The 14,867-nt window shown below is 66.4% G+C and carries 16 protein-coding genes; all 16 read left to right on the top strand.

Translation table 11 applies throughout. The features are described from left to right. The first annotated feature begins 156 nt into the window (after window positions 1–156). The gene (locus tag ETD86_RS33275; RefSeq protein ID WP_138670614.1) at window positions 157–4,032 is read left to right on the top strand and encodes a DNA-directed RNA polymerase subunit beta'; all 3,876 of its coding nucleotides are present in this window, start codon (window positions 157–159) and stop codon (window positions 4,030–4,032) included. A gap of 768 nt (window positions 4,033–4,800) precedes the next feature. After that, window positions 4,801–5,175, top strand: a complete 375-nt coding sequence (rpsL, locus tag ETD86_RS33270) for a 30S ribosomal protein S12 (RefSeq protein WP_049572713.1) — start codon at window positions 4,801–4,803, stop codon at window positions 5,173–5,175. Between the two features lie 2 nt (window positions 5,176–5,177). Continuing rightward, complete coding sequence (rpsG, locus tag ETD86_RS33265; protein WP_138670613.1) at window positions 5,178–5,648, top strand: 30S ribosomal protein S7; 471 nt, start codon at window positions 5,178–5,180, stop codon at window positions 5,646–5,648. Between the two features lie 91 nt (window positions 5,649–5,739). Continuing rightward, the gene (gene fusA, locus ETD86_RS33260) at window positions 5,740–7,788 is read left to right on the top strand and encodes an elongation factor G (RefSeq protein ID WP_246148578.1); all 2,049 of its coding nucleotides are present in this window, start codon (window positions 5,740–5,742) and stop codon (window positions 7,786–7,788) included. Window positions 7,789–7,938: 150 nt separating this feature from the next. After that, on the top strand, window positions 7,939–9,132 hold the full coding sequence (gene tuf, locus ETD86_RS33255) for an elongation factor Tu (RefSeq protein WP_138670611.1): 1,194 nt from the start codon (window positions 7,939–7,941) through the stop codon (window positions 9,130–9,132). Window positions 9,133–9,383: 251 nt separating this feature from the next. After that, on the top strand, window positions 9,384–9,692 hold the full coding sequence (gene rpsJ / locus ETD86_RS33250; RefSeq protein WP_012887830.1) for a 30S ribosomal protein S10: 309 nt from the start codon (window positions 9,384–9,386) through the stop codon (window positions 9,690–9,692). A gap of 14 nt (window positions 9,693–9,706) precedes the next feature. Further along, window positions 9,707–10,360 carry a 50S ribosomal protein L3 gene (gene rplC / locus ETD86_RS33245; RefSeq protein ID WP_138670610.1) on the top strand — a complete coding sequence of 218 codons (654 nt, stop codon included), beginning with the start codon at window positions 9,707–9,709 and terminating at the stop codon, window positions 10,358–10,360. Continuing rightward, window positions 10,357–11,016 carry a 50S ribosomal protein L4 gene (gene rplD / locus ETD86_RS33240; RefSeq protein WP_138670609.1) on the top strand — a complete coding sequence of 220 codons (660 nt, stop codon included), beginning with the start codon at window positions 10,357–10,359 and terminating at the stop codon, window positions 11,014–11,016. The genes rplC and rplD overlap by 4 nt, the downstream gene beginning before the upstream one ends. Then, window positions 11,016–11,318: a 50S ribosomal protein L23 gene (gene rplW, locus ETD86_RS33235; RefSeq protein ID WP_138670608.1), complete on the top strand. Its 303-nt coding sequence runs from the start codon at window positions 11,016–11,018 to the stop codon at window positions 11,316–11,318. Before rplD ends, rplW begins: the two co-directional genes overlap by 1 nt. Before the next feature lie 106 nt (window positions 11,319–11,424). Continuing rightward, window positions 11,425–12,261, top strand: coding sequence for a 50S ribosomal protein L2 (gene rplB / locus ETD86_RS33230; RefSeq protein ID WP_138670607.1), 837 nt, complete (start codon window positions 11,425–11,427; stop codon window positions 12,259–12,261). Window positions 12,262–12,272: 11 nt separating this feature from the next. Continuing rightward, complete coding sequence (rpsS, locus tag ETD86_RS33225) at window positions 12,273–12,551, top strand: 30S ribosomal protein S19 (RefSeq protein WP_138670606.1); 279 nt, start codon at window positions 12,273–12,275, stop codon at window positions 12,549–12,551. Window positions 12,552–12,582: 31 nt separating this feature from the next. After that, window positions 12,583–12,936, top strand: a complete 354-nt coding sequence (gene rplV, locus ETD86_RS33220) for a 50S ribosomal protein L22 (RefSeq protein ID WP_103960883.1) — start codon at window positions 12,583–12,585, stop codon at window positions 12,934–12,936. Next, window positions 12,936–13,766, top strand: a complete 831-nt coding sequence (gene rpsC, locus ETD86_RS33215; RefSeq protein ID WP_138670605.1) for a 30S ribosomal protein S3 — start codon at window positions 12,936–12,938, stop codon at window positions 13,764–13,766. Before rplV ends, rpsC begins: the two co-directional genes overlap by 1 nt. A gap of 2 nt (window positions 13,767–13,768) precedes the next feature. Continuing rightward, window positions 13,769–14,188 (top strand): 50S ribosomal protein L16, encoded by a 420-nt coding sequence (gene rplP, locus ETD86_RS33210; protein WP_138670604.1) that lies wholly within the window; start codon window positions 13,769–13,771, stop codon window positions 14,186–14,188. Continuing rightward, complete coding sequence (gene rpmC, locus ETD86_RS33205; protein WP_080047279.1) at window positions 14,188–14,424, top strand: 50S ribosomal protein L29; 237 nt, start codon at window positions 14,188–14,190, stop codon at window positions 14,422–14,424. The genes rplP and rpmC overlap by 1 nt, the downstream gene beginning before the upstream one ends. Beyond that, complete coding sequence (gene rpsQ / locus ETD86_RS33200) at window positions 14,417–14,707, top strand: 30S ribosomal protein S17 (RefSeq protein WP_138670603.1); 291 nt, start codon at window positions 14,417–14,419, stop codon at window positions 14,705–14,707. The genes rpmC and rpsQ overlap by 8 nt, the downstream gene beginning before the upstream one ends. Window positions 14,708–14,867 lie beyond the last annotated feature (160 nt).

The following is a 14,867-nucleotide window of genomic DNA, read 5'->3' as shown; positions in this document are numbered from 1 at the left end:
TGTGCCTGAACGTCGAGGTGCTCTCCAGCGACGGCATGTCCATCGAGATGCGCGACACCGACGAGGACGTCTTCCGCGCCGCGGAGGAACTCGGCATCGATCTGTCCCGGCGTGAGCCGAGCAGCGTGGAAGAAGTCTGAGGGGGAGATCGCACAAATGCTAGACGTCAACTTCTTCGACGAGCTCAGGATCGGTCTTGCGACCGCCGACGACATCCGTCAGTGGTCGCACGGCGAGGTCAAGAAGCCGGAGACGATCAACTACCGGACCCTCAAGCCGGAAAAGGACGGGCTCTTCTGCGAGAAGATCTTCGGCCCCACCCGGGACTGGGAGTGCTACTGCGGTAAGTACAAGCGCGTCCGCTTCAAGGGCATCATCTGTGAGCGCTGCGGCGTCGAGGTGACCCGGGCCAAGGTGCGCCGTGAGCGGATGGGCCACATCGAGCTGGCCGCCCCGGTCACGCACATCTGGTACTTCAAGGGCGTCCCGTCGCGCCTCGGCTACCTGCTCGACCTCGCCCCGAAGGACCTGGAGAAGGTCATCTACTTCGCGGCGTACATGATCACGCATGTCGACACCGAGATGCGTGAGCGTGACCTGCCGTCGCTGGAGGCGAAGATCTCCGTCGAGCGGCAGCACATCGAGCAGCGCCGCGACGCCGATGTCGAGGCCAGGCAGAAGAAGCTCGAGGCCGACCTGGGCGAGCTGGAGGCCGCCGGCGCCAAGGGCGACCAGCGCCGCAAGGTCCGCGAGGGCGCCGAGCGCGAGATGCGTCAGCTGCGCGACCGCGCCCAGCGTGAGCTGGACCGGCTCGACGAGGTGTGGAGCCGCTTCAAGAACCTCAAGGTCCAGGACCTCGAGGGCGACGAGCTGCTCTACCGCGAGATGCGCGACCGCTTCGGCCGCTACTTCAAGGGCGGCATGGGCGCGCAGGCGATCCAGGACCGTCTGATCAACTTCGACCTCGACGCCGAGGCCGAAAACCTGCGCGAGACGATCCGCAGCGGCAAGGGCCAGAAGAAGGCCCGCGCGCTCAAGCGGCTCAAGGTCGTGTCGGCGTTCCTCAACACCACCAACTCGCCGCGCGGCATGGTGCTGGACTGCATCCCGGTCATCCCGCCGGACCTGCGCCCGATGGTGCAGCTCGACGGTGGCCGGTTCGCGACGTCCGACCTCAACGACCTCTACCGCCGGGTCATCAACCGCAACAACCGCCTCAAGCGGCTGCTCGACCTCGGCGCGCCCGAGATCATCGTGAACAACGAGAAGCGGATGCTGCAGGAGGCCGTGGACGCGCTGTTCGACAACGGTCGCCGCGGTCGCCCGGTCACCGGTCCCGGCAACCGTCCGCTGAAGTCCCTCAGCGACATGCTGAAGGGTAAGCAGGGCCGGTTCCGCCAGAACCTGCTGGGCAAGCGAGTCGACTACTCCGGCCGTTCGGTCATCGTCGTCGGCCCGCAGCTCAAGCTGCACCAGTGCGGTCTGCCCAAGCAGATGGCGCTGGAGCTGTTCAAGCCGTTCGTGATGAAGCGGCTCGTGGACCTCAACCACGCGCAGAACATCAAGTCGGCCAAGCGGATGGTCGAGCGTGCCCGCCCCGTGGTGTGGGACGTGCTCGAAGAGGTCATCACCGAGCACCCGGTGCTGCTCAACCGCGCCCCGACGCTCCACCGCCTGGGCATCCAGGCGTTCGAGCCGCAGCTGGTCGAGGGCAAGGCCATCCAGATCCACCCGCTCGTCTGCACCGCGTTCAACGCGGACTTCGACGGCGACCAGATGGCCGTGCACCTGCCGCTGTCGGCTGAGGCCCAGGCCGAGGCTCGCATCCTGATGCTCTCGACCAACAACATCCTCAAGCCGGCCGACGGCAAGCCCGTGACGATGCCCACCCAGGACATGGTCATCGGCCTCTACTGGCTGACCACCCAGAAGGACGGCGCGATCGGCGAGGGCCGTGTGTTCGGCTCGATCGCCGAGGCGCAGATGGCCTTCGACCGCGGTGAGCTGGAGATTCAGGCGAAGATCCAGATCCGGCTGAAGGACGTCCTGCCGCCGCGCGACTGGGTGGCGCCCGAGGGCTGGGAGCAGGGCGACGCGATCAGGCTGGAGACGACGTTCGGCCGGTGCCTGTTCAACCAGACGCTGCCGGACAGCTACCCGTTCGTCGACTTCCAGGTCGGCAAGAAGCAGCTGTCCACGATCGTGAACGAGCTGGCGGAGACCTACCCGAAGATCGAGGTCGCCAACTCGCTCGACGCGCTCAAGGACGCCGGTTTCCGCTGGGCGACCCGTTCCGGCGTCACGATCTCGATCGAGGACGTCGTCGCGCCGCCGAACAAGACCGAGATCATGGAGAACTACGAGCGCCGGGCCGACAAGGTCCAGCGCGAGTACGAGCGCGGTCTGATCACCGACGAGGAGCGCCGTCAGGAGCTCATCGAGATCTGGACGCACGCGACGGCCGACGTCGAGACCGACATGGTCAACGCCTTCCCGGCGACCAACCCGGTCTGGATGATGGTCAACTCCGGCGCCCGTGGTAACAAGATGCAGGTCCGGCAGATCGCCGGCATCCGTGGCCTGGTGTCCAACACCAAGGGTGAGACGATCCCGCGGCCGATCAAGGCCTCGTTCCGCGAGGGCCTGTCGGTGCTGGAGTACTTCATCTCCACCCACGGTCAGCGGAAGGGTCTGGCCGACACCGCCCTGCGTACCGCCGACTCGGGTTACCTGACCCGTCGTCTGGTGGACGTGGCGCAGGACGTCATCGTGCGTGAGATCGACTGCGGCACCGACCGCGCGGTCCCGCTGCACGTGGCCGACCGCGACGCGACGGGCAACCTGGTCAAGGCGGAGAACGCCGAGTCCAACGTGCACGGCCGCATCCTGGCCGAGGACGTCGAGGTCGACGGCAAGGTCATCGTCCCGGTGGGTGTCGACATCAACGACATCCACGTGACGAAGCTGGTCGAGGCCGGGGTCGAGACCGTGCGCACCCGCAGCGCGCTCGTCTGCGAGGCGAAGATCGGTGTCTGCGCGACCTGCTACGGCCGCTCGCTGGCCACCGGCAAGCTCGTGGACGTCGGCGAGGCGGTCGGCATCATCGCCGCCCAGTCGATCGGTGAGCCCGGCACGCAGCTGACGATGCGGACGTTCCACACCGGTGGTGTGGCCGGCGCCGACATCACGCACGGTCTGCCCCGTGTCACGGAGCTCTTCGAGGCGCGCATCCCCAAGGGTGTCGCCCCGATCTCCGAGGCCGAGGGCCGGGCTCGCATCGACGAGACCGACAAGACCAGGAAGATCGTCATCACGCCGGACGACGGCTCGGAAGAGATCGCCTACCCGGTGTCGATGCGCTCTCGCCTGCTCGTGCAGGACGGCCAGCGTGTCACGGTCGGCCAGCAGCTGGTCGCCGGTGCGGTCAACCCCAACGAGGTGCTGCGCATCCTCGGCCCGCGGGCCGTGCAGCTGCACCTGGTGGCGGAGGTCCAGCAGGTCTACCGGTCCCAGGGTGTGTCGATCCACGACAAGCACATCGAGATCATCGTTCGGCAGATGCTCAAGCGCGTCAACGTGCTGGAGTCCGGTGACACCGACCTGCTGCCCGGTGAGCTCGTGGAGCGTCCGCGCTTCGAGCTGATGAACCGCGAGACGGTGGCGGAGGGCGGCTCCCCGGCCGCCGGTCGTCCGGTGCTCATGGGCATCACGAAGGCGTCGCTCGCGACCGAGTCGTGGCTGTCGGCGGCGTCCTTCCAGGAGACGACCAGGGTGCTGACGGACGCGGCGATCCACGCCAAGTCCGACTCGCTGCTGGGTCTGAAGGAGAACGTCATCATCGGTAAGCTCATCCCGGCCGGCACTGGCATGCCGCAGTACCGGAACATCCGGGTGGAGCCCACCGAAGAGGCCAAGGCGGCCATGTACACCGTGGGTGGTTACGACGGCTCCGCGGCCGACTACACCTTCGGCACCGGCAGCGGCGAGGCCGTTCCGCTGGAGGAGTACGACTTCGGCCAGTACAACCGGTGAATTCGTAGTCGTTCGTAGGTGACGCGCCCGGGTCTCTTGTCCAAGAGGCCCGGGCGCGCTGCTTTCCACCCGGCCTGGGCGCGCCGTTTCAACCCCTTCATTCGTTACGGCGGGGCCGTGGTCGCTCCAGTCGCCGCACGGGGCTGAGGGCCCTCCAGGGAGACGGTTTCTGAGCCCTTCAGCGGTGGGCCGCCGTTACGGCGCCAGTGGGCCGGGATCCTGCCGCCTTCAGCGGCTGAGCGCGCTACGACGCATCGTGGGCCGGCCCGTGGCCCGTGGTCGGTCATGGGGGTGGCCGGCGGACAAGCGCCTGCGACACGTCAATCTGGCGCCTGTGACACCCCAACACGGCGCGTTGGTCCCCCCGGGCTTGCGGCAACGGTCTGATCTCGTTGGGCGTACCGCGAACGAAACACGGCGTGGGCCTATATCATTGGTGCGGAGCTGTTGATGGGCTGGATGAATAGGCCCGGCGATCCGGAGTGGCAAGGCTTGTCCGCCCTGTCGCGCCGTTTTGACGTGTCGCGTGGGCCTGGGTAGTCTTGAGCATCGTGCCCGTCTCTATGCGGGCTCTCGACCGTGCGCTCATTGTGGGCGTAGAACGGCTTCCTGGCTCGTGAACCTCGCGGGACGTCTGCGTGAATAGCGCGACACGCCCGAGCGCGGGGGCACCGGGACGGGGAAAACCAGCAGGTCATGACACCGGCAGCACCTGCGAAATGCAACACAACTGACGTAACACCGGCCAAGGCACGAAACGGAGTGGCAGTGCCCACTATTCAGCAGTTGGTCCGCAAGGGCCGGCAGGACAAGGTCTCCAAGACCAAGACTCCTGCCCTCAAGGGGAGTCCGCAGCGGCGCGGCGTGTGCCAGCGCGTTTATACGACGACTCCGAAGAAGCCCAACTCGGCACTGCGCAAGGTGGCTCGCGTTCGGCTCACGAACGGCATCGAGGTCACGGCCTACATCCCCGGTGTGGGCCACAACCTGCAGGAGCACTCCATCGTGCTCGTGCGTGGCGGTCGTGTGAAGGACCTGCCTGGTGTTCGCTACAAGATCATCCGTGGTTCGCTCGACACCCAGGGTGTCCGCAACCGCAAGCAGGCCCGTAGCCGCTACGGCGCGAAGAGGGAGAAGAGCTAACAATGCCTCGTAAGGGTTCTCCTGGCCGTCGTCAGCTCATGTCTGACCCGGTTTACAGCTCGCCGCTGGTCACCGCTCTGATCAACAAGGTGCTCCTGGACGGCAAGCGCTCCATCGCGCAGTCGATCGTCTACGGCGCCCTCGAGGGCTGCAGGGACAAGACGGGCAACGACCCGGTCGTCACCCTGAAGCGCGCGCTCGACAACGTCAAGCCCACTCTCGAGGTCCGCAGCCGCCGGGTCGGTGGCGCGACCTACCAGGTGCCGGTCGAGGTGCGCGCCGCGCGCAGCACCACCCTGGCCCTGCGCTGGCTGGTGCAGTACTCCCGCGCCCGCCGCGAGAAGACCATGACCGAGCGCCTCATGAACGAGCTCCTCGACGCCAGCAACGGCCTCGGGGCGAGCGTCAAGAAGCGTGAGGACACCCACAAGATGGCCGAGTCCAACAAGGCCTTCGCCCACTACCGCTGGTAACCCCGGCGGGTTCGACGAGACGACGAGGACGCGAGTTAAAGTGGCCGCTACGACCGCTCTTGACCTGGCCAAGGTCCGCAACATTGGGATCATGGCCCATATCGACGCGGGCAAGACCACCACGACCGAGCGCATCCTGTTCTACACCGGCATCAACTACAAGATCGGTGAGGTCCACGAGGGCGCTGCCACGATGGACTGGATGGAGCAGGAGCAGGAGCGCGGCATCACGATCACGTCTGCCGCGACCACCTGTGAGTGGATCGGTCACACCATCAACATCATCGACACCCCGGGTCACGTCGACTTCACCATCGAGGTGGAGCGTTCGCTCCGCGTCCTCGACGGTGCCGTCGCCGTGTTCGACGGCGTCGCCGGTGTTGAGCCGCAGTCAGAGACGGTGTGGCGTCAGGCGGACCGCTACAACGTCCCGCGCATCTGCTTTGTCAACAAGATGGACCGTGTCGGCGCGGAGTTCCACCGCTGCGTCGAGATGATGGTCAGCCGCCTGGGTGCGACCCCGGCTGTGATCCAGCTTCCGTGGGGCGTTGAGGCCGACTTCAAGGGCGTCATCGACCTCATCAAGATGAAGGGTCTCATCTGGAGCGCCGAGGCGGCCAAGGGCGAGATGTACGACACCGTCGACATCCCGGCCGACCACGCCGAGGCCGCGCGTGAGTGGCGCGACCGGCTCATCGAGACTGTCGCCGAGAACGACGACGAGCTGATGGAGCTCTACCTCGAGGGCACCGAGCCCACCGAGGAGCAGCTGGTGGCGGCCCTTCGCCGTGCCACGCTGTCCAGCGCCATCAACCCGGTGCTGTGCGGCACCGCGTTCAAGAACAAGGGCGTGCAGCCCCTGCTCGACGCGATCGTCGCCTACCTCCCCGCCCCGACTGACCTCAAGGCGTTCAAGGGTCACGCGGTCGGCAAGGAGGACCAGGTGATCGAGCGTCACGCGGACCCGGCCGAGCCGTTCTCCGCACTGGCGTTCAAGATCGCCAGCGACCCGCACCTGGGCAAGCTCACCTACATCCGCATCTACTCGGGCACGCTCGACACCGGTTCACAGGTCGTCAACTCGGTGAAGGGCAAGAAGGAGCGGATCGGCAAGATCTACCAGATGCACGCCAACAAGCGCGAAGAGCGCCCCACGGCGATCGCTGGTCAGATCGTGGCGGTCATGGGCCTGAAGGACACCACGACCGGCGACACCCTGTCCGACCCGTCGAACCAGGTCGTCCTCGAGTCGATGACGTTCCCGGCTCCGGTCATCAACGTCGCCATCGAGCCCAAGACCAAGGGCGACCAGGAGAAGCTGTCCACCGCCATCCAGCGACTGGCCGAGGAGGACCCGTCCTTCCAGGTCCGCCGCGACGAGGAGACCGGTCAGACGGTCATCTGGGGCATGGGCGAGCTTCACCTGGAGATCCTCGTCGACCGCATGCGTCGCGAGTTCAAGGTCGAGGCCAACGTCGGCCGTCCGCAGGTGGCCTACCGCGAGACCATCCGCCGCACGGTGGAGAAGCTCGACTACACCCACAAGAAGCAGACCGGTGGTTCCGGCCAGTTCGCGCGGGTGATCATCAACCTCGAACCGCTGGGCGAAGGCAACGACGGCTACGAGTTCGAGAACAAGGTCACGGGTGGCCGCGTCCCGAGGGAGTACATCCCCTCGGTCGACGCGGGCGCTCAGGAGGCCGCCGAGTTCGGTGTGCTGGCCGGCTACCCGATGGTGGGCGTGAAGGTTACGCTCATCGACGGCGCCGCGCACGACGTCGACTCCTCGGAGATGGCGTTCAAGATCGCCGGCTCGATGGCCTTCAAGGAGGCCGCGCGCAAGGCCGACGCAGTGCTTCTCGAGCCGATGATGGCCGTCGAGGTCACCACGCCCGAGGACTACATGGGTGATGTCATCGGCGACCTCAACGGCCGCCGCGGGCAGATCCAGTCGATGGACGAGCGGGCCGGTGCCCGTGTCGTCACGGCGCTCGTGCCGCTGTCTGAGATGTTCGGCTACGTGGGTGACCTGCGTAGCAAGACGCAGGGGCGCGCGAGCTACAGCATGCAGTTCGACTCCTACTCGGAGGTGCCTCCGGGCATCGCCAAGGAGATCGTCGCGAAGGCCCGGGGCGAGTAGTTTCCGGTCCGATCCCGCGAGGGATCGGGCCAGGACTTCTGTCCTGGTCCCTGGTGGGGTGGTGACAGCCACCCCGCCGCCAAGGGGTTCGGGAGTTCCCGGGCCCGAGTGTGTAGACGAAAGTCAGTCAGATTCTCAAGGAGAGAACCAGTGGGCAAGGCCAAGTTCGAGCGGACCAAGCCGCACATGAACATCGGCACCATTGGACACATCGACCACGGCAAGACCACGCTGACCGCGGCGATCACCAAGGTGCTTCACGACCGTTTCCCCGAGCTCAACAAGGCGACCCCGTTCGACAAGATCGACAAGGCGCCCGAGGAGAAGGCTCGCGGCATCACGATCTCGATCGCGCACGTCGAGTACCAGACGGAGAAGCGTCACTACGCGCACGTCGACTGCCCGGGTCACGCGGACTACGTCAAGAACATGATCACGGGTGCCGCTCAGATGGACGGCGCCATCCTCGTGGTCGCCGCCACTGACGGCCCGATGCCGCAGACGAAGGAGCACGTCCTCCTGGCCCGCCAGGTCGGCGTTCCCTACATCGTCGTAGCCCTCAACAAGTCCGACATGGTGGACGACGAGGAGATCCTGGAGCTCGTCGAGCTCGAGGTTCGTGAGCTCCTGTCCGCTCAGGAGTTCCCCGGCGACGACCTGCCGGTCGTCCGCGTCTCCGCGCTCAAGGCTCTTGAGGGCGACGAGAAGTGGGCCGACAGCATCATCGAGCTGATGAACGCCGTCGACGAGAGTGTTCCCGAGCCCCCGCGTGAGACGGAGAAGCCGTTCCTCATGCCGGTCGAGGACGTCTTCTCGATCACCGGTCGCGGCACCGTCGTCACCGGTCGTATCGAGCGCGGCATCGTCAAGGTCAACGAGCAGGTCGACATCATCGGCATCAAGCCGGAGAAGACGACGACCACCGTCACCAGCATCGAGATGTTCAACAAGATGCTCGACGAGGGTCACGCGGGTGACAACGCCGCCCTGCTGCTCCGCGGCATCAAGCGCGACGACGTCGAGCGCGGCCAGTGCATCATCAAGCCGGGCACGACCACCCCGCACACCGAGTTCACCGGCCAGGTCTACATCCTGTCCAAGGACGAGGGCGGCCGCCACACGCCGTTCTTCAACAACTACCGCCCGCAGTTCTACTTCCGTACGACTGACGTGACCGGTGTCGTGCACCTCCCTGAGGGCACCGAGATGGTCATGCCGGGCGACAACACCGAAATGCGCGTTGAGCTGATCCAGCCCATCGCCATGGAGGAAGGCCTCAAGTTCGCGATCCGTGAGGGTGGCCGCACCGTCGGCGCCGGCCGGGTCGTGAAGATCATCAAGTAGCTAGACCGTTGGGGCGGCGGTCGGCCCCGAACCTCGGGACCGACCGTCGCACCATGTAGGCCCCATGCATGGCGCCGTGATCCAGCAGTAGCTTCGGCCCGCGTGACCGAAGTCACTGCCGGATCACGGAAGAAATGGCAGATCGACTACGTCTGCTCCGTGGGGTCAATGCGGGTTCGACCCGCACGCACACAGCGGCAACAGGCCGCACGATACTTTTTCAGACGACAGCGAAGGACACCGAGGCCATTATGGCGGGACAGAAGATCCGCATCCGGCTTAAGGCCTATGACCACGAGGTCATCGATAGCTCGGCCAAGAAGATCGTCGAGACGGTGACGCGGACTGGCGCGAAGGTCGCGGGCCCGGTGCCGCTGCCGACCGAGAAGAACGTGTACTGCGTCATCCGCTCGCCGCACAAGTACAAGGACAGCCGCGAGCACTTCGAGATGCGCACGCACAAGCGGCTGATTGACATCATCGATCCGACCCCCAAGACGGTTGACTCGCTCATGCGGCTCGACCTCCCCGCGGGTGTCGACATTTCGATCAAGCTCTGAGGGAACGCACTGACATGGCTAAGACGATCAAGGGCGTCCTGGGCAAGAAGCTCGGCATGACCCAGGTCTTCGACGCGGACAACCGGATGGTCCCGGTCACCGTGGTCGAGGCCGGTCCGTGCGTGGTGACCCGCGTCCGCACCGCCGAGAAGGACGGCTACTCCGCCGTCCAGCTCGGCTTCGGGCAGGTCGACCCCAGGAAGGTCAACAAGCCGCTCGGCGACTACCTGCGCAAGCACGACATCACCCCGCGCCGTTACTTCGCGGAGATCCGCACCGACGACGCGAGCGACTACACCCTGGGCCAGGAGCTGCTGGCCGACACCTTCGAGGCCGGCCAGTTCGTCGACGTGACGGGCAAGAGCAAGGGCAAGGGCTTCGCCGGTGTCATGAAGCGCCACGGCTTCGGTGGTCTGGGCGCGTCGCACGGTACGCAGCGCAAGCACCGCTCGCCGGGTTCCATCGGTGGCTGCGCCACCCCGGGCCGCGTTTTCAAGGGTCTGCGCATGGCTGGCCGGATGGGTAACGTCCGCACCACCGTGCAGAGCCTCAAGGTTCACTCCGTGGACGCCGAGAACGGTCTCATCCTGATCAAGGGTGCGATCCCCGGCGCCAACGGCAGCCTGGTCCTCGTCCGTACCGCTGCCAAGAAGGGGGCATCCAAGTGAGCACCACTATCGACGTCCTCGACCCCAGCGGGGCGAAGACCGGCACGGTTGACCTGCCGGAGGACATTTTCGGTACCAAGGTCAACGTTCCGCTGATCCACCAGGTGGTCGTGGCCCAGCTCGCCGCTCGCCGGCAGGGCACCCACAAGGCCAAGACCCGTGGTGAGGTCTCCGGCGGCGGCAAGAAGCCGTACCGCCAGAAGGGCACCGGCCGCGCCCGTCAGGGCTCGACCCGCGCGCCGCAGTTCGCCGGCGGTGGCACCGTTCACGGTCCCCTGCCGCGTGACTACTCGCAGCGCACGCCCAAGAAGATGAAGGCCGCCGCGCTGCGCGGCGCCCTGTCCGACCGCGCGAGCGGCGGCCGCGTCCACGTGGTCAGCTCGCTGGTCACGGGGGAGACCCCCAAGACCAAGGCCGCGCTCGAGGCGCTGCGCAAGATCACGCAGGCGCCGCGGGTGCTGGTCGTGGTCGACGAGGCCGACGAGTTGATGTGGCTGAGCCTGCGCAACGCTCCTGAGGTCCACCTGCTGGACGCGGGGCAGCTCAACACGTACGACGTGCTCGTGTCCGACGACGTGGTCTTCACCCAGGCGGCGTACGACCAGGTCGTGGCCAGGCTTTCCGCGGCGGCGTCCAGCAAGGGAGAAGAGGCCTGATGGAGAAGATCGCCGACCCGCGCGACGTCATCATCAAGCCGGTCGTCTCTGAGAAGAGCTACGGCCTGATCGATGAGCACAACAAGTACACGTTCCTGGTGAAGACGACCGCGAACAAGACTCAGGTCAAGATTGCCGTTGAGCAGATCTTCGGGGTCAAGGTCACCGACGTGAACACGATCAACCGGCAGGGCAAGCGCAAGCGGACCCGTACCGGCTACGGCAAGCGTCCCGACACCAAGCGCGCGATCGTGAGCCTGGTCGAGGGCGATCGGATCGACATCTTCGGTCAGATCGGCTAGCAGCCATAGAAGTGAGTACGGGCCGCAGGGCTCGTGCGGGGCTGAGACCGTCGCACTTCGGTGCGGCGGGCTCACCCATGTAACCGACGAAGGATGAACGAAAAAGATGGGCATCCGTAAGTACAAGCCGACCACTCCGGGTCGCCGCGGATCGAGTGTCTCGGACTTCTCCGAGATCACCCGCAGCGAGCCCGAGAAGTCGTTGCTTGCGCCCCTTCACAGCAAGGGCGGCCGCAACGTACACGGCCGGGTCACCGCACGCCACCAAGGCGGCGGTCACAAGCGCGCCTACCGGATCATTGACTTCCGTAGGCATGACAAGGACGGCATTCCGGCCAAGGTCGCTCACATCGAGTACGACCCCAACCGCACCGCCAATATCGCTCTGCTCCACTACGCGGACGGCGAGAAGCGCTACATCATCGCGCCGACCGGCCTCAAGCAGGGCGACCGAATCGAGAACGGCCCCGCGGCCGACATCAAGCCGGGCAACTGCCTGCCGCTGCGCAACATCCCGACCGGTACCTTCATCCACGCGGTGGAGCTCCGTCCGGGCGGCGGCGCCAAGCTCGGCCGCAGCGCGGGCGCCCAGATCCAGCTGCTCGCCAAGGAAGGCCAGTACGCCACTCTGCGTATGCCGTCCGGTGAGATGCGCATGGTCGACGTGCGCTGCCGGGCGTCGGTCGGTCAGGTCGGCAACGCCGAGCAGGCCAACATCAACTGGGGCAAGGCCGGCCGTATGCGGTGGAAGGGCAAGCGCCCCACCGTCCGCGGTGTCGCGATGAACCCTGTCGACCACCCGCATGGTGGTGGTGAGGGCAAGACCTCCGGTGGTCGTCACCCGGTGAACCCCAAGGGCAAGCCCGAGGGCCGTACCCGTCAGGCGAACAAGGCCAGCGACAGGCTGATCATCCGCCGTCGGTCTAAGAGGAAGAAGCGGTAGGAGCAGCCGAAATGCCACGTAGCCTTAAGAAGGGTCCCTTCGTGGACGAGCACCTTCAGAAGAAGGTCGACGTCCAGAACGAGAAGGGCACCAAGACCGTCATCAAGACGTGGTCGCGGCGCTCCATGATCGTTCCCGACATGCTGGGGCACACGATCGCCGTGCACGACGGCCGCAAGCACGTCCCGGTGTTCGTCACCGAGTCGATGATCGGCCACAAGCTCGGAGAGTTCGCCCCTACGCGGACGTTCCGCAGCCACGTCAAGGACGACCGGCGCAGCCGGCGATAGACGCCTTCAGAAGCATTTAGAGGAGTAAGCGATGGAAGCCAGGGCTCAGGCGCGGTTCGTCCGTGTCACGCCCCTCAAGGCCCGCCGCGTGGTGGACCTTATTCGCGGGCTGCCCGCTTCGGAGGCGCAGGCCGTGCTGCAGTTCGCTCCCCAGTCGGCGAGCGAGCCGATCTACAAGGTGCTCAGCAGCGCCATGGCCAACGCTGAGCACAACTTCGATCTCGACCCCAGCACGCTCGTCGTGAGCCGGGCGTGGGTCGACGAGGGCCCGACGCTGAAGCGGTTCCGCCCGCGTGCACAGGGTCGCGCCTATCGGATCAACAAGCGGACGAGCCACATCACTGTGATCGTGGAGTCCCGCGAGCCGAAGGGAAGGACCCGATAGTGGGCCAGAAGGTTAACCCGCACGGGTTCCGCCTCGGCATCACGACCGACTTCAAGAGCCGGTGGTACGCCGACAAGCTGTACAAGTCGTACGTCGCCGAGGACGTGGCGATCCGCCGCATGCTGCAGAAGGGCATGGAGCGGGCCGGCATCTCCAAGGTCGAGATCGAGCGCACCACGGACCGCGTGCAGGTGGACATCCACACCGCGCGTCCCGGCATCGTGATCGGCCGGCGCGGCGCCGAGGCGGACCGCATCCGTGGCGACCTGGAGAAGCTGACCAAGAAGCAGGTCCAGCTCAACATTCTCGAGGTCAAGAACCCGGAGATCGACGCGCAGCTCGTCGCGCAGGGCGTGGCCGAGCAGCTGTCCAGCCGTGTCTCGTTCCGCCGTGCCATGCGCAAGGCGATGCAGTCGGCCATGAAGTCCGGCGCCAAGGGCATCCGTGTCCAGTGCTCCGGTCGTCTGGGCGGCGCTGAGATGTCGCGGTCGGAGTTCTACCGCGAGGGCCGGGTGCCGCTGCACACGCTCCGCGCGGACATCGACTACGGCTTCTACGAGGCCCGCACGACCTTCGGCCGCATCGGCGTGAAGGTCTGGATCTACAAGGGCGAGGCTCCGACCAGCCGCGCCGAGCGCGAGGCGGCTGCCGCCGGCGCTCGTGCCGGCCAGCGTCGCGAGCGCGACGACCGTCGTGGCGGCGGTGGAGAGCGTCCCCGCCGTGGTGGCGAGCGTCCGCGTCGCGGCGGCCGCGCCCCCCGTACCGAGGCTGCCTCCCAGGCTGCCCCTGAGACCGGCCCGGCCGCGCAGCCGGGTGCTGAAGGGAGCTGACCATGCTGATCCCGCGCAGGGTCAAGCACCGCAAGCAGCACCGGCCTGACCGCAGCGGAGCCGCCAAGGGCGGCACCAGGGTCACGTTCGGCGAGTACGGCATCCAGGCGATTGAGCACTCCTACGTGACCAACCGCCAGATCGAGTCCGCTCGTATCGCCATGACCCGTCACATCCGCCGTGGCGGCAAGGTGTGGATCAACATCTACCCCGACCGTCCGCTCACCAAGAAGCCCGCCGAGACCCGCATGGGTTCCGGTAAGGGTTCGCCGGAGTGGTGGATCGCCAACGTCAAGCCCGGACGCGTGATGTTCGAGCTGTCCGGCGTGGCGGAGTCGGTCGCGCGTGAGGCGCTCACCAGGGCGATCCACAAGCTGCCGATGAAGTGCAAGATCGTTAAGCGTGAAGTGGGTGAGGCGTGATGGCTAAGGGCCTGACCGCCGGCGAGCTGCGGGTGGAGGACCAGGACACCCTGGTCCAGAAGCTCAAGGAGGCGAAGGAGGAGCTGTTCAACCTCCGCTTCCAGGCGGCGACCGGTCAGTTGGAGAGCCACGGGCGGCTGCGTGCCGTCCGCCGCGAGATCGCCCGTATCTACACCGTGATGCGCGAGCGCGAGCTGGGCATCGTCACGGTCGAGAAGGAGACGAGCGATGGCTGAGACCGAGACCACTGAGAACACCACCGAGGATGCGCGGAACTTCCGCAAGGTCCGTGAGGGCCTGGTCGTCAGCGACAAGATGGACAAGACCGTCGTCGTCGCCGTCGAGGACCGCGTGAAGCACCGTCTGTACGGCAAGGTCATCCGCCGTACGACCAAGTACAAGGCACACGACGAGGCCAACGCCTGTGGCGTCGGCGACCGCGTGCTGCTCATGGAGACCCGCCCCCTCTCCGCCACCAAGCGGTGGAGGGTCGTGGAGATCCTCGAGAAGGCCAAGTAACCCTTCTCGGATATACCGCGCCTCGTGGGGGCTCTGAGAGCCCCCATGACGGCGTCCAAGGACGCGGGGCCACCTGGCCCCGCGTCGCCTGCGGTGCGGCCCCCTGAGGGGGCTGTGGCCGGGGGAACAAGACAACAACGGTTCCGCCAGGCTCAGAGAT

The organism is Nonomuraea turkmeniaca, from assembly GCF_005889735.1.
GTDB classification, from domain to species: domain Bacteria; phylum Actinomycetota; class Actinomycetes; order Streptosporangiales; family Streptosporangiaceae; genus Nonomuraea; species Nonomuraea turkmeniaca.
The sequence above is the reverse complement of the archived record's forward strand: the minus strand, read 5'-3'. Positions and strand labels throughout refer to the sequence as shown.